The organism is Pseudomonas sp. SWRI68 (assembly GCF_014269165.1).
Classification (GTDB): domain Bacteria; phylum Pseudomonadota; class Gammaproteobacteria; order Pseudomonadales; family Pseudomonadaceae; genus Aquipseudomonas; species Aquipseudomonas capeferrum.
Genome location: NZ_JABWRU010000014.1, coordinates 17688 through 36360, shown reverse-complemented (window position 1 = coordinate 36360; position 18673 = coordinate 17688). Strand labels below are relative to the sequence as shown.

Sequence of the window (18673 nt, the reverse complement as noted above, 5' to 3'; positions counted from 1 at the left end):
CCGACGAGCAACCCACAGCCATTCTTACCGCCCACACCGGCTGGTATCACCATGCTCCGCCGGCGCTGTGCGCGCCGCAGCCAGCAGGGTCGCCAACACAATCAACGCCGCCCCGGCCGCCATGCGCAGGCTCGGCTGCTCACCAAACAGCCACCAGGCACCGAGGATCGCATACACCGGTTCCAGCGCGATGATCATGCCGGCGGTACGTGCCTCCAGGCCTTCGAGGCTCTTGACGAACAGAAACTGCGACAGCCCGGTGCAGAACACCCCCAACAGCGCCAGGTTGACCCAGTCGTCGCCGCCCAGGCTGGTACTGGCCAGGTGGGTGAAGGCGAACGGCGCAACCAGCGCGGCTACCACCACGTTCTGCCAGAAAGCTACCTGCAAGGCATTCATGCTCGACGCATTGCGGCGGTTGGCCACGGTCAGCACGGCGAACGCCAGGCCCGAGCCCAGGCCCCAGATCAGGCCAAGGGTGCCGCTGTCGAGCAGGTCGAAGGACGGCACCACCATCACCAGGCCCGCAGTCACCATCAGCAACAGCAAGCCCTGTACGGCACCGATACGCTGGCCGAACACGCCGCGTTCGATCATGGCTATGAAGGCAGGGAAGCTGGCGAAGCCCAGCGTGGCCACAGCCACGCCGCCGACCTTGACGGCGATGAAGAAGGTCACCCAGTGCATTGCCAGCAGCGCGCCGGTCACGCCCAGGATGGGCAGGTTGCGCAAGGTCAGCGCATCGAGCAGGCGGGTGCCCTTGAGCCCGGCGACAAAGCCCAGGGCAATGAAGGCGAAGGTGGCACGGCCGAAGGTGATGATGCTGGCGTCGGCCTCGATCAAATGGCCGAGGATACCAGTCAGGCCGAACAGCACAGCGGCGAGGTGTGCAACGAGCAGGGCGTTGCGCCGGCCGGTGGCAGCACCGGCTACGGGGATTGAAGTCGCGATCATGGCAGTCAAATCTTCACAAAGTGGCGCGCGCAAACACTCCCGGCTGGCGCGGCGCGGGTCTCTGATTCTGGGAGTTTTATCGTTATGAGCCCGGGCGAATTGCCCGGTGCAAAAAGGCGCCACAGCGTTGGAATTGTGAAGCGAGGCTGCTTACTCGCAAATACCGCGTCAACCAGCCCACGGCGCGGGGCTGGTCGATGTGTGTATTATTTTTGTATACAGGGATGTGAGGCCGATTGCGGGCGACGCATACATGTCAGATCGCGACATCGCTTGTTGCTTGACCGCGCCGTGTCATTCTTCGCCGTAGTTCATGATCGACAACAGCCGGATCGGCACCTGCACCAGTTGCTCCGGCCCGTGTGGGGTTTCGCCATCGAAGGTCAGGCTGTCGCCGGCATGCAGGTGGTAGAGCTGGTTACCGTGGCGGTACACCAGTTCACCCTCCAGCAAATGCAGGAACTCCGTGCCCGGGTGGGCAAAGGTCGGAAACTCCTCGCTGGCATCGTCCATGCTCACCATGTACGCCTCGAAGTTCTTTTTCGGGCCCCTGGCGTGATTGAGCAAGTGGTAGGTATGGCCCTTCTCGGTGCCGCGGCGCACCACCTCCAGCCCTTCACCGGCCTTGACCAGCAGTGCGTTGCCATCGGGCTGGTCATACTGGCTGAACAGCTTGGCCATCGGCATGCCCAGCACGTCGCACAGGCGGCTGAGGGTATCGAGGCTGGTCGACACCTGGGCGTTCTCGATCTTGCTCAGCATGCCCTGGCTGATCCCGGCGATGCGCGCCACATCGGCGAGCTTCAGCGACTGGGCCTGGCGCTGGCGCTTGATCTGCAGGCCCAGGTACTGCTCCAGGCGAAGGCGGGGTTCGGTTTCGGTCGGCATCAAGAGTCCTGCACGGTTTCAGTTCAAGAATAAAGATTTCGCACTGGGAAAGTGCGCCAGGCGGCTGCGATGGCCGTCGGTTTCCTCGGGTGAAAACGAGTTTCCCATATCTATAACGAAAATGTCTCCGTCATGGCACCAGTTCCTGTCGCGGGCAAGCCCCCTGTGGCAAGGGATTGTGGGAGGGGACGTGCCCGCTAAGCGGTAGCACTCGGTAAGTTGGCAAGCACATTGCATTCCTGTGATGAAAGTAAGTTTCCCATGCGGAATTACATGCCGCCCCTTACCCGGAGTGTTCAACCCATGTTGCCAGCAGAAACCCAGCGCACGCTCGACCAGCACGGCATCAAGTACGTGCTGGCGCAGTTCGTCGATATCCATGGCTCGGCGAAGACCAAATCGGTGCCGATCTCGGGCCTGAAGATGGTGGCCGAGGAGGGCGCCGGTTTCGCCGGGTTCGCCATCTGCGGCATGGGCATGGAGCCGCACGGCCCGGACTTCATGGCCCGTGGCGATCTGGCCACGCTGATCCCGGTGCCCTGGCAGCCTGGTTATGGCCGGGTGGTATGCGTCGGCCACGTCAACGGTAAGCCTTGGCCCTACGACAGCCGCTATGTGTTGCAGCAGCAGGTGCAGCGCCTGGCCGACAAGGGCTGGACGCTGAACACCGGGCTTGAGCCTGAATTCAGCCTGTTCCGCCGGGACGAAGCCGGCAAGCTGCAGGTGGTGGATGCCTCCGACAACCTCGACAAGCCGTGCTACGACTACAAGGGCCTGTCGCGCTCGCGGCTGTTCCTCGAACGCCTGACCGAAGCCCTGCAGCCGGTGGGCTTCGACATCTATCAGATCGACCACGAGGACGCCAACGGCCAGTTCGAGATCAACTACACCTACAGCGATGCCATGGAGTCGGCCGACCGCTTCACCTTCTTCCGCATGGCGGCCGGCGAAATCGCCAACGACCTGGGGATGATCTGCTCGTTCATGCCCAAGCCCGACCCCAAGCGTGCCGGCAATGGCATGCACTTCCACCTGTCGCTGGCCAGCAGCACACACAAGAACCTGTTTCATGACCCCTCCGACAGCAGCGGCATGGGCCTGTCCAAGCTGGCCTACCACTTTGCTGCGGGCTTGCTTGCCCATGGCCCGGCGCTGTGCGCGTTCGCCGCGCCCACGGTCAATTCGTACAAACGCCTGGTGGTCGGCCGCTCGTTGTCCGGTGCTACCTGGGCGCCAGCCTTCGTGGCCTATGGCGCCAACAACCGCTCGGCGATGGTGCGCATCCCCTATGGCCGCCTGGAGTTTCGCCTGCCGGATGCCGGCTGCAACCCCTACCTGGTCACCGCCGCGATCATCGCCGCCGGCCTGGATGGTATCGACCGTGAACTGGACCCTGGCCAGATGTGCAACGAGAACCTCTACAACCTGAGCCTGGAAGAAATCGCCGCACGCGGCATCAAGACCTTGCCGCAGTCGCTCAAGGAAGCCGCCGACGCGCTGGAGGCCGACCCGCTGTTCCGCGAGGTACTCGGCGCCGAGATCGTCGACGAGTTCATCAAGCTCAAGCGCATGGAGTGGGTGGAGTATTGCCGCCACGTCTCCGACTGGGAAATCCAGCGCTACACCGAGTTCTTCTGACCGCCCCCCATCCTTGGCGCGGCCAGCAAGACAGCGGTCGCCCACTGCCCAGTAAGGAGCAACACCATGTGTGGAATCGTAGGCCTGTACCTGAAAAAGCCGGCGCTGGAAGCCCAGCTCGGCAAACTCTTCGAACCCATGCTGCAGGCCATGACCGACCGTGGCCCGGACAGCGCCGGCTTTGCCATCTATGGCGATGAAGTGGCCGATGGCTGGGTCAAGCTGACCTTGCAGGCGAGCGCTGTGGACTATCCGTGGGCGGCGCTGATGGGGCAACTGGAAGGGCGCCTGGGCTGCTCGCTGGACTGGTTCCAGAACGCCAGCGCCGCCGTGCTCAAGGTGCACACGTGCGAAGCGGCCGCCCGTGCAGCCTTGGCCGAACTGGCCGCCGACGTGCGCATCATGAGCGCCGGGCAGAGCATCGAAATCCTCAAGGGCATGGGCCTGCCGGCCGAGATCTCTAGCCGCTTCGGCCTGGCCGGCATGCAAGGCAGCCACATCATCGGCCACACCCGCATGGCCACTGAAAGTGCAGTGACCCTGGAAGGCAGCCATCCGTTTTCCACCGGCGCCGACCTGTGCCTGGTGCACAACGGCTCGCTGTCCAACCACTTCCGCCTGCGCCAGGAGCTGAAACGCGAAGGCATTAGCTTCGAGACCGACAACGACACCGAAGTGGCGGCTGGCTACCTGGCCTGGCGCCTGCAGCAAGGCGACAGCCTGGCACAGGCCCTGGATGGCGCCCTGCAAGACCTGGACGGCTTCTTTACCTTCGCCATCGGCACCCGCAACGGCTTTGCCGTGATCCGCGATCCGATTGCCTGCAAGCCGGCGGTGCTCGCCGAAACCGACGACTACGTGGCCATGGCCTCCGAGTACCAGGCCCTGGCCAGCCTGCCGGGCATTGAAAACGCCAAGGTCTGGGAACCAGCACCGGCCACCTTGTACGTCTGGGAGCGCGAAAGCGCCTGACCTGTCACCGACTCACTGGAGCACCTCATGAAAACGATCGACCTTTCCAGCGCCTCGGTGCGCGAACTCAACCAGGCCCTGCATGGCGACGTGCAGGACCGCGAATGGCGGGTCAACCGCCCGGACGGCAAGCACAACCTGGCCGTGGGCATCAACCAGCCGGTGTCGGTGGATATCGACGGCCACGCCGGCTACTACTGCGCCGGCATGAATCAACAGGCCAGCGTCACCGTGCACGGCAACGTCGGCGTGGGGGTGGCCGAGAACATGATGTCCGGCTCGGTGCGGGTCAAGGGCAGTGCCTCGCAGGCAGCCGGCGCCACGGCCCACGGCGGGCTCTTGGTGATCGAGGGCGATGCCGGGGCACGCTGCGGCATTTCGATGAAGGGTGTGGACATCGTGGTCGGCGGCAGCATCGGCCACATGAGCTGCTTCATGGGCCAGGCCGGGCGCCTGGTGGTATGCGGCGATGCCGGCGATGCGCTGGGCGACTCACTGTACGAGGTGCGCATCTACGTCAAAGGCTCGGTGCAGTCGCTAGGCTCGGACTGCATCGAAAAAGAGATGCGTGCCGAGCACTTGCAAGAGCTGCAGGCGTTGCTCAACGAGGCAGGCCTGGAACACAAGGCCGCCGATTTCAAACGCTACGGCTCGGCCCGTCAGCTGTACAACTTCAAAGTCGACAACGCCAGCGCGTACTGATCCAGGAGCCTACCCATGAGCGAACAATTCCCCCCGGTACTGCGTGAATCGGCCACCTTCGATCGCCTGACCATCCAGGAAATCCAGCGTGCCGCCGAAACCGGCATCTACGACATCCGCGGCGGCGGCACCAAGCGCCGTGTGCCGCACTTCGACGACTTGCTGCTGCTGGGCGCCAGCGTGTCGCGCTACCCGCTCGAAGGCTACCGCGAAAAGTGCGGCACCGATGTGGTGCTCGGCAACCGTTTTGCCAAGAAGCCGATCCACCTGAAGATCCCGGTGACCATTGCCGGCATGAGCTTCGGCGCGCTGTCGGCCAATGCCAAGGAAGCATTGGGCCGGGGTGCGACCATCGCAGGTACCAGTACCACCACCGGCGACGGCGGCATGACCCCGGAAGAGCGTGGCCAGTCGCAGCACCTGGTGTACCAGTACCTGCCGTCGCGCTATGGCATGAACCCCGACGACCTGCGCAAGGCCGATGCCATCGAGATCGTCCTCGGCCAGGGCGCCAAACCGGGCGGCGGCGGCATGTTGCTGGGCATGAAGGTTACCGAGCGGGTGGCCGGCATGCGCACCTTGCCGATCGGCGTAGACCAGCGCAGCGCCTGCCGCCACCCAGACTGGACCGGCCCGGACGACCTGGCGATCAAGATTGCCGAGCTGCGCGAGATCACAGACTGGGAGAAACCCATCTACGTGAAAATCGGCGCCAGCCGCCCGTACTACGACGTCAAGCTGGCGGTGAAGGCCGGCGCCGACGTGATCGTGCTCGACGGCATGCAGGGCGGTACCGCCGCGACCCAGGAGGTGTTCATCGAGCATGTCGGCATTCCCATCTTGCCGGCCATCCCGCAGGCGGTGCAGGCGCTGCAGGAGATGGGCATGCACCGCAAGGTGCAACTGATCGTCTCGGGTGGTATCCGCAACGGTGCCGACGTGGCCAAGGCCATGGCCCTGGGGGCTGACGCCGTGGCCATCGGCACCGCCGCGCTGATCGCCCTGGGTGACAACCACCCGCGGCTGGATGAGCAGTTGAAGGCGATCGGCTCTGCGGCTGGTTTTTACGATGACTGGCAGAACGGCCGTGACCCGGCGGGCATCACCACCCAGGACCCGGAACTGGCCAAGCGCCTGAACCCGGAGGAGGCCGGCCGGCGGCTGGCCAACTACCTGCGCGTGCTGGTGCTTGAGGCGCAGACCATGGCCCGCGCCTGTGGCAAGTCGCACCTGCATAATCTCGACCCGGAGGACCTGGTGGCGTTGACTGTGGAGGCGGCGGCGATGGCACGGGTGCCGCTGGCGGGCACTGCCTGGGTGCCAGGGCAGACGCAGTATTAATGCCGTAATTGGGGCCGCAAAGCGGCCCCTACCAGAGCGCGATGTCATAGGTCAGGTAGACCCGGTTACTGTCCCGCCCCCGGGAATAATCAGCGCGGTAGACGTAGTTGCGCAGCTTCACTCCCAGCCCCTTGAATGTGCCCGCCTGCACGACGTAGGCCAGTTCGCTGTCGCGCTCCCATTCACGTGCCCCGGCATCACCTGCCTTGTCGTTGTCACCGCTCAGGTAGCGGCTCATGAAGGTCAGCCCAGGCACACCGGCTGCCGCGAAGTTGTAGGCGTAACTGACCATCCAGGTCTTCTCGTCTTCTTCAATGAACTTGCCGATACCGACGTTGCTGAACGAGTACACGGTGGCGCCGCTGATGTAGGGCAGCCCGGCAACCCCATCGAGCACCTGATAACCCGCACCCACGGTGTGGCCGCTGTGGGCATAGCTGAGCTGGCCGCTGAGCATGTCGTTATCAATGGGGCCACCCTGCGCTGCGCCATCGTCGCGGCTCTTGAAGTAACGCACATCACTGGCCAGCACGCCCCCTGCCAGCGGCAGTTCATGGGCAATGCCGGCAAAGTCCTGGCGGTAGAAGTTGTTCAGCTCGCCGCGAAAGTAGCTCAATCGCAGGGTTTTGCTCACTGCGTAATCGGCACCGGCATAGCTGAAATCCGCCGATGCATCGCCGCTGTAGCCATCGGCGAACAGGCCAGTGCTGTCGGACGAATCGCGCTGCTTGAAACGCTGCAGATGGCCACCGGTCAAGGTCAACCCGTCAATATCGCTGGAGACCAGCTGGGTGCCCTGGTAGGTCTGCGGCAGCAGGCGCGCGTCGTTGTACACCAATACCGGTGTCTTGGGCAGCAACGTACCGTGCTTGATCACGGTCTTGCCCAGCCGGGCCTTGGCGGTGACCCCGGCACTGGCAAACTCATTGGCCGCGCGGCCATCGTCATGCACCGGCAACAAGCCGGTACCGCTGCGCCCACGGCCCGAGTCCAGCCTGACGCCCACCAGCGCCATGGCATCCAGGCCTACCCCTAGCGTGCCTTGTGTGAACCCGGATGCGTAATCCAGCAAGAACCCTTGCGCCCATTCCACCCGTTCACTTTTTGCCGTAGCAGCAGCACGTGCGCTGAGGCCTTGCTCGTCGCGAAAGTTCTCGTTGAAGTACACGTTGCGCAATTGCAGCTTGAGTGCGCTGTCTTCGATGAAACCAGCAGCGTGGGTCAGGGGCACATGGGCAAACAGCAGGCCGCACGCAGCCCTGCGGAGAATGACTTGGGTCATGGTCCGGATACTCTCTTGTTATTGTGGGTTGGGCATTCAGACGAAGAACGACAGCGCTCCGGTCAGCAGCGCAATGGCAGTAATGACCAGCGAGGTGAGCACGGCCCACTTGACCGTGGCTTTCTGGAAGTCGCCGATATCCCGGTCGACCATGCCTACCAGCAACAAGGTCGAGGCCACCAGCGGGCTCATCAGGTGCACCGGCTGGCCGAGCACCGAGGCGCGGGCGATCTCTACCGGGTCGATGCCATACGCTGCGGCGGCATTGGCCAGGATCGGCACCACACCGAAGTAATAGGCATCGTTGGAGAGCACGAAGGTCAGCGGCATGCTGGTAATGGCCACCACCAGCGGGAACCAGTGGCCCCAGGATGGCGGAATCCAGTCGACCAAGGTCTGCGCCAGCGCATCGACCATCTTGGTGCCGGAGAAGATGCCCGCGAAGATGCCTGCGGCAAATACCAGCAGTACGACGGTCATGGCATTGCCGGAGTGCGCCAGTATCCGCTCCTTCTGCACATTCAGTTGCGGGTAGTTGATCATCAGCGCGGCGACAAAACCAATCATGAACAGAATCGCGGCGTGCATCACCCCGGCTACCAGGGCGATCATCACTGCCACCACCAGCACCAGGTTGACGTAGGCCAGCCGTGGGCGCTTGTGCGGGGTCTCTTCCAGAATGGCCTTGATGTAGCAGTTGCCGCCGCCTGCTTGCAGTTGGATGTTGCCGATGCGCTTGCGCTCGGCGCGCCCCAGCAGAAATGCCGTGAACACCACCCAGGCGGCACCGCCGACCATGGTCGGCAGCATGGGGATGAAGTACTCGGACGCGTCCAGGCCCAGTGCCGCAATCGCCCGCGTCGCCGGCCCGCCCCAAGGGCTCAAGCCACTCATGATGCTCAGCGACAGCATGGCTACGGTGGCGAGGATCATCGGGTTCATGCCGATGCGTTTGTACAGCGGCAGCATGGCTGCGCAGGTGATCATGTAGGTGGTGGTGCCATCGCCGTCCAGCGCCACCAGCAGCGAGAGCAGGGCGGTACCGATGGCGATCTTTACCGGGTTGCCGTTGACACGCTTGAGGATCATGCGGATCAGCGGGTCGAACAGGCCGGCATCGATCATCAGGCCGAAGAACAAGATGGCGAACAGCAGCAATGCTGCCGAGGGTGCGACCATTTTCAGGCCGTCGAGCATCATTTTGCCAAGGTCGGGCGCGAAGCCTCCGATCACGGCGAACACGATCGGCACCAAGGTCAAGGCGACGATAGGCGACAAGCGTTTGCTCATGATCAGGTAGGTGAATGCCACCACCATGGTCAAACCCAGCAATGCCAGCATGGTTTTCTCTCTTGTTGTTATTGTCAGTGTGGCCGAACGCAAGGCAAACGGCGGTCTTGCCGCCCGGCGTCATGCCTGCCGGGCGGTGCGGTTAACGTAGGTGCAGCGGGGGTCAGCTTTGGCGGGTAGGCTCAGCGGCCGGCCAGGGGGCGTTCGGCTCGGCGACGGCGGTTGACGGCATTTTCCCGTCTGCCAGCATTTGCCTGAGCACCTGCCGGTCGCAAGCACCTTCGGACAGCGAGATGACCACGGTGGCCACGGCGTTGCTGGCCAGGCTGGTGAGGGCGCGTGCCTCTGACATGAAGCGGTCGATACCGATCAGCAGCGCCAGGCCGGCCAGCGGGATATCGTGGATCACCGTCAGCGTCGAAGCGAGCGCCACGAAACCGCTGCCCGTCACACCGGCGGCGCCTTTGGACGACAACAGCATGATCGCCAGCATGGTCAGCGTCTGGCCCAGGCTCAGGTCGATGTTGCACGCTTGCGCGATGAACACGGCGGCGAGCGACAGGTAGATCGCAGTGCCATCGAGGTTGAAGGAGTAGCCCGTGGGCAGCACCAGCCCGACCACGCCCTTCCTGCACCCCAGCGCCTGCAGCTTTTCCAGCATCCGTGGCAATACCGGCTCGGTAGACGAGGTGCCGAGTACCACCAGGAACTCCTCGCGGAAGAACCGCAAGAGCTTCCACAAGCTGAAGCCGTGCAGCCGGCACAGGCCACCCAGTACCACCAGCACAAAGAACGCGCAGGCGATGTACAGGGTCATCACCAGCTTGGCCAAGGCGCCCAGCGAGGTAATGCCGTACTGGCCCACGGTAAAGGCCAGCGCGCCGAACGCACCGACCGGGGCAAAGCGCATCAGGTAGCCGAAGATGCGGAACACCATCTGCGAGGCGGACTCCAGCACGTTCAGCACAGGCTGGCCATGTTCGCCCATGGCCGACAGGGCAAACCCCGACAGCACCGCGATGAACAGCACCGGTAGCACTTCACCTTTGTTGAAAGCGCCCATGAAGGTGTCAGGGATGATGTGCATGAAGAAGTCGACCACGCCCAGCTTGGCCGCCGACGCGGTGTACTGGCTGAGGCCCGCCGTGCTCAACGTGGCAGGGTCGATGTTCATGCCCACGCCAGGCTGGAACACATGCACGGCCACCAGGCCGATTACCAGGCTGATCACCGTCAGCACCAGGAACAGCAGCAGCGTCTTGCTCATCAGGCGCCCCAGCGAGCGCTTGTCGGTCATGCCGGCAATGCCGGTGACGATGGTGCAGAACACCACGGGCGCGATCATCATCTTGATCAGCTTGATGAAGGCATCGCCCAGCGGCTTCAGCGCCACGGCCTGCTCGGCCCAGAGGTGGCCGACCAGTACACCCAGCAGCACGGCGCAGAGGATCTGAAAGTACAACGATTTGATGAGTTTCATGAGGCATCACCCATTGTTGAAATTGTGCGGATGCGCTTTGGGTTGAACATGTGCAGTACGCGCTAGCTGGCAAGGCGGCGCATTGTCGGGGCATACACGTAACCTGAAAAGAGCCGGCGGGCAGTGCGGATCACCGACGCCTGCAGCTTGCCGCCATCGCGGCTCAAGGCCACATCGATGACGCCGCTGGGGTGCTCCAGCCGTACTTCGGACAGTTGCAGGGCGTGCTCGCCCAACAGTTGGGCGGTCACGGTGCCGGGAGTCACGCAGGCCGTGGCCAGGCCAATCGCGCCAGTGATCGCCAGCGCACGGTGGCAGTTGTGCGGCATGAAGTAGCGCACCTGCAGCGTGCCGTCGCTGGTTGGCGGCGACACCACCACCGGTTTCGGGATCACCATGCCACGCACATCACCCAGGCCCATGGCCCGGCCCGCTTGCAACCGCAGGGCTTCCAGGCGCTCGAGCAGTGCGCTGTCGGCATCCAGGGCGGCAGGGCGCTCGTTACCGGCCAGGCCCAGCTGGCTGGCTTCGATGATCATCAGCGGCATGGCCATGTCGATGCAGGTGACGGCCGTGCCATCGAACACATCGCGGGCCTGCCCGGTGGGGAACAGTTTTCCAGTCTTGCTGCCGACCGCGTCGAGGAAGGTCAGGTGGATCGGCGCGGCCGTGCCGGGTACGCCGTCGATAGCGGTGCGGCCTTCGTACTTGACGGTGCCGCCAGGGGTTTGCACCAGCGAGGTGACGAAGGTCTGGGTATTGAGGTTGCGAATGCGCACCAGGGTTTTGTCGCCTTGGGCTTTCACCAGCCCCTGTTCGATGGCAAATGGGCCGACCGCACACAACATGTTGCCGCAGTTGGGCGCGGTGTCGACGCGTCGCTCGGCGACCATGACCTGCACGAACAGGTAATCGACGTCGGCGTCAGGGTGTAGCGAGGGGCTGACGATCGCCACCTTGCTGGTTTGCGGGCTGCCACCCCCGATGCCGTCGATTTCCAGCTCATGGCCAGACCCCATCAGGCTGATCAGTACTTCGTCGCGTTCCACCACATTGGCCGGCAGGTCCCAGGCATGGAAGAAAGGGCCTTTGGAGGTACCGCCGCGCATGAGCACACAAGGGATTCGTTGCATGACTACTGACTCTCGTTGATCAATTGGCATCATTGATGTGTTGAGAGAAAGAGTGACAGGCGTTGATAAATCAATCCAATGCAAATATCGTAGCGATTGATGCATCCAGTTGAATAATTGCCGGCGCTATGACGTGGAGTCAAACTTGTGGAATATGAGCTGCAAGATATCCGTTCTTTCGTGAAAATCGCCGAACTCGGCAGCTTTCATGAAGCAGCAGAGGCCCTGCACCTTTCCCAGCCAGCACTCAGCCGGCGGATCAAGAAGCTGGAAGAGGGCCTGGGCACGCCTTTACTCGAACGCACCACGCGTCGGGTTGGCCTGACCAGTGTCGGCCGCGATTTCCTGCCCAAGGCGCGGCGCCTGCTCGATGACTTCGAAGACTCGATCCTGAGTATTCGCGAACTGGCCGAGCGCCAGACTGGGCAAGTCACCCTGGCGTGCATCCCGACGGCGGCGTTCTACTTCCTGCCCACCGTGATTCGCCAGTACAACGAGCAATACCCGAAAATCCGCATCCGCCTGCTCGATCTCAGCGCCAACGATGGCCTTGAAGCCGTCTTGCGCGGCGAGGCCGATTTCGGCATCAACATGATGAGTGGCCAGCACCCGGACATCGAGTTTGTGCCGCTGGTCAACGAGCATTTCGTGCTGGCCTGCCGCCGCGATCATGAACTGGCAAGCCGCGAATCGGTGACTTGGACGCAGCTGGCTGACCACCGCCTGATCGGCGTGGGGCGCCTGAGTGGTAACCGCATGCTGCTGGACCACGCCTTGTCGGGGCTCAACATACGGCCCAAATGGTTTTATGAGGTGCAGCACCTGTCCACTTCGCTCGGCATGGTCGAGGCAGGGCTTGGTGTGTCTGCGATGCCCAGCCTGGCCATGCCGGCAGCGGACCACCCGACCCTGGTCAGCGTGCCCCTGACCGACCCACAGGTGACGCGCACTCTGGGCCTGGTCTATCGGCGCGGGGCTTCGCTGTCGCCGGCTGCAGAAAAGTTCGTGTCGATCCTGCTGGAAAAATGGCGGGGCGGCTAGAAACGCCGTGCGGGGGTCAGAAACAAGCCGGCCCGTGTCGCCACGGGCCGGCTGCAGGTGATGCCGGTTGGCTCAGCGGGCGATCACACGCCCACCGCCAGCTTGGCACTGGTCTGCCGACGACGATAGGCACTGTCGCGGCTCGCCAGCCACCCGTACAGCGGCGAGGTGACCAGCAGCCCGACCAGCCACGACAGGTCGGCGCCGTTGATGTGCTCGGAGATCGGCCCGACGTACAGCGGCGTGTTCATGAACGGGATCTGCACCACGATGCCCACCGCATAGGCAATCAGCGCCTGGGGGTTGTAGCGCCCGTAGATGCCGCCATCGACCTTGAAGATCGACTGGATGTCGTAGTCGCCCTTGTGGATCACATAGAAGTCGATCAGGTTGATCGCGGTCCAGGGCACCAGCACCACCAGCAGCACCAGCACCATGTCGACGAAGTGGCCGATGAAGTCCTTCGAGGCGAACACGGCTACCACACTGCAAGCCGTCAGCACGATCAGCGACAGCACCGCGCGGCTCTTGGCGGTGGGGATCCAGCGGTGGGCGAAGGTCTGGATCAGGGTGATGATCGACAGCACCGCGCCGTACAGGTTGAGGGCGTTGTGGCTGATCACGCTGAGCAGGAACAGCACCAGCATGATCGGGCCGAGGGTGCCGGTGGCGAGCTTGACCGCGTCCATGGTGTCCATGCCGGCCGGGATCGCCAGCACCGCCACGGCGCCGAAGATGAACGACAGGCTCGAACCCAGGGCCGAGCCCAGGTACGTGGTCCAGAAGGTCGATGAGACCTTCACGTCAGCCGGCAGGTAGCGCGAGTAATCCGACACGTAAGGGGCAAAGGCAATCTGCCACAGCGCCGCCAGCGACACGGTGGCCAGCCAGCCGGCCAGGTTGAAGCCGCCGCGGGTCAGGAAGTCGTCGCTTTGCACATGGCTGAAGATGTAGCCGAAGCCGACCACGATGCCGATGCCGAGCACCCAGGTGCCGATGCGGTTGAGCACGTGGATGAAGCGGTAGCCGATGATGCCGATGATGCCCGACCCCAGCGCACCGATGACGATACCCACCGGTACCGGCACGGCCTCGACCACACCATGCAGCGACTTGCCGGCCAGGACGATGTTGGAGGCGAAGAAGCCGATGTACATCACCCCGGCGATCACCACCACCAGCAGCGCGCCGAGTGAGCCGAACTGGGCGCGGCTCTGGATCATCTGCGGGATGCCCATCTGCGGGCCCTGGGCCGAGTGCAGCGCCATCAACACCCCGCCGACCAGGTGGCCGACCAGGATGGCGATGATGCCCCACACCAGGTTCAGGTGAAACAACTGCACGCCCAGCGCGCCGGTGACGATGGGCAGCGGCGCGATGTTGCCGCCGAACCACAATGTGAACAGATCCCTTACCTTTCCATGGCGGTCTTGCGGGGGCACGTAGCCGATCGTGTGTTTTTCTATGAGGGGTGCCGTGTTGGCTGCACTGGTCATGACTGACTCCAAGGCAAGGTGGGGCAGGGGGTACTGCCCGGGGGCGTGCCGGCGAAGGGCAACGCGTTCTTGTTGGAGGGATGATGCGGGGAGTCGGGATAACGAGAAATTAGTAAATATGTGCCCATAAACCTTAAAAAACCTAAGGCTGACAAAAGGTTAAGGGACGAGTGTGAGCAAGGAGCGGGCCACCGCGCTGAAAGCCTTGAGCTTGGGGGCTGCAGGCTGTCGGGAAACAGCACAGGTGAGCCGGCGTGGTGCGGCGTGCGCGTTTCCAGTGCAGGTGAACAGGCGGTAGAAAACCAGAAATTGTCACTACATCGGTAACAGCCGATCCTGAATCACTTCCTTCATCACCAATGTCGAACTCAGCCGCTTCACATTGGGAATGCTGGTCAGGTGCTCGTCATACAGCTTCTGAAACGCTGGCAGGTCCTTCGCCACCACGTGCAGCAGGTAATCCGGGTCACCGAACAACCGCTGCGCCTCGACGATCTGGGGGATCTCGGCTAGTGCCGCCTCGAAGTCCGCCACCGGCTGGCGCGTCACCTCGCGCAGGGTGACGAACACCAGCGCGGCAAAGTTAAGCCCCAGCGCGGCCGGTGCCAGGCGCGCGTGGTACCCGAGAATGGCGCCGGCGTCTTCCAGCGCCTTCAGGCGACGATGGCAGGGCGACAAGCTCAACCCTACGCGGTCAGCCAACTCGGTCACCGACAGGCGCCCATCTTTTTGCAGCTCGGCAAGGATTTTTCGATCTGTCCGGTCCATTGAGAAGAATCTTCCAGTATTTGTATGTTGGTGGGGAATATACGAAAGAAAATGCCCCGACGGAATCCGTAATCTTTCTGCACATCAAGACAACACATAAGGAAGATTCAAGTGGCAATCAGTGTGCTGACGGCGTTCTGGGCCGTGTCGTTGCTGTTTGTGATCACCCCAGGGGCGGACTGGGCGTATGCCATCTCCGCGGGCATGCGCGGGCGCTGGGTGATGCCTGCGGTGGCAGGCATGTTGTCGGGGCACTTCCTGGCAACCCTGGTGGTGGCTGCGGGCGTGGGCAGCCTGCTCGCTGGGCACCCGCTGGCGCTGATGTTGCTGACGCTGGCGGGCTGTACCTACTTGCTGTGGCTGGGCGGCAACCTGCTGCTGAGCCCGGGTGTGCCGCAGGCGGGGCAGGACGGCGTGGGGGACTCCGGTTCGCGCTGGGCATTGAAGGGCTTTTGCGTGAGTGGGCTGAACCCGAAGGTGTTCCTGCTGTTTCTTGCCCTGCTGCCGCAATTCACCGACCCACACTCCAGCTGGCCCGTGCCGCTGCAGATCCTGTTGCTCGGGCTGGTGCACCTGTGCAGCTCGCTGGTGATCTATTCGCTGGTGGGCTATGGCGCCAAGGCCGTACTGAGTACCCGGCCTGGGGCAGCGAAGATGGTCGGGCGGGTATCGGGCCTTGCCATGATCGCGGTGGCCCTGGGGCTGATTGCCGGGCAGTTGGGCTGAATCTACCGGCGCTGACGTGGCTCGGATACACTTGCCGCTTCTCTTCGCACAGCCAGGATGTGCCCCATGCCCGAAACCGCCCAACTGCTGACATTCGCGCTGATCTGCCTGGGCATGGTGCTGACGCCCGGGCCGAACATGATCTACCTGATTTCTCGTTCGATCTGCCAAGGCCGTAACGCCGGCTTGATATCCCTTGGCGGCGTGGCCCTGGGCTTCGTCATCTATATGCTCTGCGCGGCGCTGGGTATCACCGCGCTGGTGATGGCGGTGCCGTTTGCCTATGACGTGCTGCGCATCGGTGGCGCACTGTACTTGCTGTACCTGGCCTGGCAGGCGCTGCGGCCCGGCGGTAGCTCGCCATTTCAGGTACGTGAACTGCCTGCCGACAGCCCGCGGCGGCTGTTCACCATGGGTTTTGCCACCAGCCTGCTGAACCCCAAGATCGCGGTCATGTACCTGTCGCTGATGCCGCAGTTCATCGAGCCCGGTCACGGCAGTGTACTGGTGCAGTCGCTGGTGCTGGGCTGCACGCAAATCGCCATCAGCGTATCGGTCAATGCGCTGATCGCCGTGATGGCCGGTTCCATCGCCGTGTTTCTCGGCGGCCGGCCCGTGTGGCAGCAGGTTCAGCGCTGGCTGATGGGCACCGTACTGGCCGGCCTTGCCCTGCGCATGCTGGCCGAAGGGCGCCGCTGAACAACCGCTGATCTCTGTGGAACGAACCGTTGATTGCAACGCTCCTATCGTAAGATGGATAGCAAGGTGCCCGGGGCTTCCCAGACATGAACCTGTTACAGCAACGCGATGCGCACACTCCGCCACTGCATTTTCTGCTCAACGGCGGCACCATCGGTGGCCTGCTGCAGTCGATGGACTGGAGCAGCTCGCCGCTCGGCCCCCCCGAGCACTGGTCGCCCCACCTGCAGGCGGTAATGGCTACATTGCTGCCGGCCCAGGCGCAGTTCGTGCTGTTCTGGGGCGAAACTTACGTAGCGCTCTACAACGATGCCTATGCACCGACCATTGGTACCAAGCATCCCCAGGCACTGGGGCGCCCGGCTGAGGACAACTGGCGTGAGCTGTGGGACGACCTTGAGCCGCTGCTGCGTGGCGTGCGTGAGACCGGCCAGACGTTTTCAGCCAAGGACCGCCCGTTCTATATAGAGCGTCGCGGCCTGGGTGAGACCGTGTACTTCGATGTCTCCTATTCCGCCGTGCGCGAAGCCGATGGCAGCGTTGGCGGGGTGTTGTGCCTGGTGACTGAAACCACCGAACGGGTTCGTTTCCAACAGCGCCAGGCGTTTTTGCTGGAGCTGGGCCGCACCTTGCCTGGGCTGGGTGAAGCGGAGCGTATCGAAGCGTATGTGGTAGCACGCCTCGCCCAGCACCTGGGGGCGACGCAGGTGTGTTTCGGCGAGGACCTGGGCGACGGCACAGGTTACAAGGTTGCGCATGACTGGGCTGACGGCCTGCCTTCGAGGGTCGGCCAGCACCGCTACGCCACCTACGGGGCATCGCTGCGTGAGCAGTTGGTGGCGGGCAAGGTGGTGCAGCAGGCTTATGACAGCGCATCGGCGCCGCTGAGCGGCTTGTGTAGCACGCTGCATGTGCCGGTGCTGCGCGCCGGCCACCTGGAAGCCATGCTTGCCGTGCACTTTCACACGCCACATCACTGCTTCGAAGACGAGTGCCAACTGGTCGAGGATGCCGCCAAGCAAGCCTGGGCGGCCATTACCCATGCCCGTGCAGAGCGTGCCCTGCACCTGCTCAACGAAAGCCTGGAGGAGCGCGTCGCGGCCGTGCTGGCCGAGCGCGAGGCGGCGATTCTGCAACTGCATGAAGCGCACAAGCTGGAGATGATCGGCCAGTTGACCGGTGGCATCGCCCATGACCTCAACAACATGCTCACGCCAATTATCGCCTCCTTCGAATTGATGCGTCGGCACCCGCAATCCGAGCGAGCTCCCCGCTTGATCGACGGTGGCCTGCAGGCTGCCGAGCGGGCGCGCAACCTGGTGGGGCGCTTGCTGAGTTTCGCCCGTCGACAAACCCTCAAGCCACAAGCCGTGTCGCTGGCTGCCTTGGTGGAGGACATGCGCGAACTTATGGCGCGCTCGCTTGGGCCGACCATTGCCGTGCAGGTGCAAGTCGACCCGTTGCTGCCCGCCGTGCTGGTCGATCCGCATCAACTGGAGCTGGCGCTGCTCAACCTGGTGGTCAATGCCCGCGACGCCATGGCCGGCGGCGGTGCCCTGAGCATCGTCGCCGGGCTCGATGCCGACGGCCCACCGCACCCGGCAGGCACTGCGGGCGCGCCGTTGGTCTGGCTGCAGGTTCGCGACAGTGGCAGCGGCATGAGCGATGAGCAGCTGCGCCGCTGCGTCGAGCCATTCTATTCCACCAAGGGCGTGGGCAAGGGCACCGGCCTTGGCCTGCCGATGGTGCAGGGGCTGGCGGTGCAGTCGGGTGGTGGCTTCGCGATTCGCTCGCAGCAGGGGGAGGGGACTGTGGCCACGCTGTGGTTGCCGATCAGCGATGTCGCCGCAGTTGGCCGTGACAGTGACAGTGACAGTGCAGAGGCGCCCCTGGCCGACCGCGCCAGCCGAATTCTGTTGGTGGATGATGAGGCGATCGTGCGCCATGCCACGGCCTTGCAATTGCGCGACCTGGGGTACGAGGTGTGCGAAGCGAGCAGTGCCGCGGCAGCGCTGCAGCGGGTGGAGCAGGGCTGGCAGCCGGACGTGCTGGTGACAGACCACGTCATGGCCGACATGACCGGGGTGCGTTTTGCCCAACAGATGCGCGAGCGCCAGGCTGACCTGCCGGTGTTGATCATCACCGGCTATGCCAACCTTACACCCCGCGAGCTCAAGGGATTCGAGGTGTTGCGCAAGCCGTACCGGCGCGCCGAGCTGGCGCAGAGTGTGGCGCGGTTGCTGGCCGCCCCGCGTTAGCCGCT

Annotated in this window: 16 protein-coding genes; 8 read left to right on the top strand and 8 right to left on the bottom strand. The window is 63.6% G+C overall.

What is annotated here, in order from left to right:
• Positions 1-24: 24 nt before the first annotated feature.
• Positions 25-954: a DMT family transporter gene (locus tag HU770_RS18950; RefSeq protein ID WP_186664836.1), complete on the bottom strand. Its 930-nt coding sequence runs from the start codon at positions 952-954 to the stop codon at positions 25-27.
• A gap of 294 nt (positions 955-1248) precedes the next feature.
• Complete coding sequence (locus HU770_RS18945) at positions 1249-1842, bottom strand: cupin domain-containing protein (protein WP_186659426.1); 594 nt, start codon at positions 1840-1842, stop codon at positions 1249-1251.
• 303 nt (positions 1843-2145) lie between these two features.
• Between HU770_RS18945 and glnT the strand changes: the two genes are divergently transcribed.
• From glnT to HU770_RS18925, 4 genes are all read left to right on the top strand, one after another.
• Entirely contained in the window at positions 2146-3480 is a 1335-nt protein-coding gene (gene glnT, locus HU770_RS18940) for a type III glutamate--ammonia ligase (protein WP_186659429.1), read from the top strand.
• A gap of 66 nt (positions 3481-3546) precedes the next feature.
• Positions 3547-4452 carry a glutamine amidotransferase family protein gene (locus HU770_RS18935; RefSeq protein ID WP_156311414.1) on the top strand — a complete coding sequence of 302 codons (906 nt, stop codon included), beginning with the start codon at positions 3547-3549 and terminating at the stop codon, positions 4450-4452.
• A gap of 27 nt (positions 4453-4479) precedes the next feature.
• The gene (locus tag HU770_RS18930) at positions 4480-5154 is read left to right on the top strand and encodes a protein glxC (RefSeq protein ID WP_186664833.1); all 675 of its coding nucleotides are present in this window, start codon (positions 4480-4482) and stop codon (positions 5152-5154) included.
• Positions 5155-5169: 15 nt separating this feature from the next.
• On the top strand, positions 5170-6495 hold the full coding sequence (locus tag HU770_RS18925) for an FMN-binding glutamate synthase family protein (RefSeq protein WP_033697307.1): 1326 nt from the start codon (positions 5170-5172) through the stop codon (positions 6493-6495).
• Between the two features lie 28 nt (positions 6496-6523).
• Here the strand turns inward: HU770_RS18925 and HU770_RS18920 are convergent, their stop codons facing one another.
• From HU770_RS18920 to HU770_RS18905, 4 genes are all read right to left on the bottom strand, one after another.
• Positions 6524-7777 carry an OprD family porin gene (locus HU770_RS18920; RefSeq protein WP_186659433.1) on the bottom strand — a complete coding sequence of 418 codons (1254 nt, stop codon included), beginning with the start codon at positions 7775-7777 and terminating at the stop codon, positions 6524-6526.
• 36 nt (positions 7778-7813) lie between these two features.
• Complete coding sequence (locus tag HU770_RS18915) at positions 7814-9139, bottom strand: citrate:proton symporter (protein WP_328286657.1); 1326 nt, start codon at positions 9137-9139, stop codon at positions 7814-7816.
• Positions 9140-9230: 91 nt separating this feature from the next.
• A complete protein-coding gene (dctA, locus tag HU770_RS18910; RefSeq protein WP_033697310.1) occupies positions 9231-10547 on the bottom strand; it encodes a C4-dicarboxylate transporter DctA in 1317 nt (438 codons plus the stop codon).
• A gap of 62 nt (positions 10548-10609) precedes the next feature.
• On the bottom strand, positions 10610-11680 hold the full coding sequence (locus tag HU770_RS18905) for a 4-oxalomesaconate tautomerase (protein WP_077068377.1): 1071 nt from the start codon (positions 11678-11680) through the stop codon (positions 10610-10612).
• A gap of 147 nt (positions 11681-11827) precedes the next feature.
• On the opposite strand from HU770_RS18905, the gene HU770_RS18900 reads away from it, so the two are divergent.
• On the top strand, positions 11828-12721 hold the full coding sequence (locus HU770_RS18900; protein WP_033697311.1) for a LysR family transcriptional regulator: 894 nt from the start codon (positions 11828-11830) through the stop codon (positions 12719-12721).
• 83 nt (positions 12722-12804) lie between these two features.
• Here the strand turns inward: HU770_RS18900 and HU770_RS18895 are convergent, their stop codons facing one another.
• Positions 12805-14217 (bottom strand): cytosine permease, encoded by a 1413-nt coding sequence (locus tag HU770_RS18895; RefSeq protein ID WP_186664830.1) that lies wholly within the window; start codon positions 14215-14217, stop codon positions 12805-12807.
• Between the two features lie 315 nt (positions 14218-14532).
• Complete coding sequence (locus HU770_RS18890) at positions 14533-14985, bottom strand: Lrp/AsnC family transcriptional regulator (RefSeq protein ID WP_033697313.1); 453 nt, start codon at positions 14983-14985, stop codon at positions 14533-14535.
• A 111-nt stretch (positions 14986-15096) separates the two neighbouring features.
• On the opposite strand from HU770_RS18890, the gene HU770_RS18885 reads away from it, so the two are divergent.
• The 3 genes from HU770_RS18885 (at position 15097) to HU770_RS18875 (ending at position 18668) form a co-directional block, all read left to right on the top strand.
• Complete coding sequence (locus HU770_RS18885; protein WP_047583884.1) at positions 15097-15711, top strand: LysE family translocator; 615 nt, start codon at positions 15097-15099, stop codon at positions 15709-15711.
• A 66-nt stretch (positions 15712-15777) separates the two neighbouring features.
• On the top strand, positions 15778-16410 hold the full coding sequence (locus HU770_RS18880; protein WP_033697315.1) for a LysE family translocator: 633 nt from the start codon (positions 15778-15780) through the stop codon (positions 16408-16410).
• 86 nt (positions 16411-16496) lie between these two features.
• Positions 16497-18668, top strand: a complete 2172-nt coding sequence (locus tag HU770_RS18875) for a response regulator (RefSeq protein WP_186659451.1) — start codon at positions 16497-16499, stop codon at positions 18666-18668.
• The last annotated feature ends 5 nt before the right edge of the window (positions 18669-18673 follow it).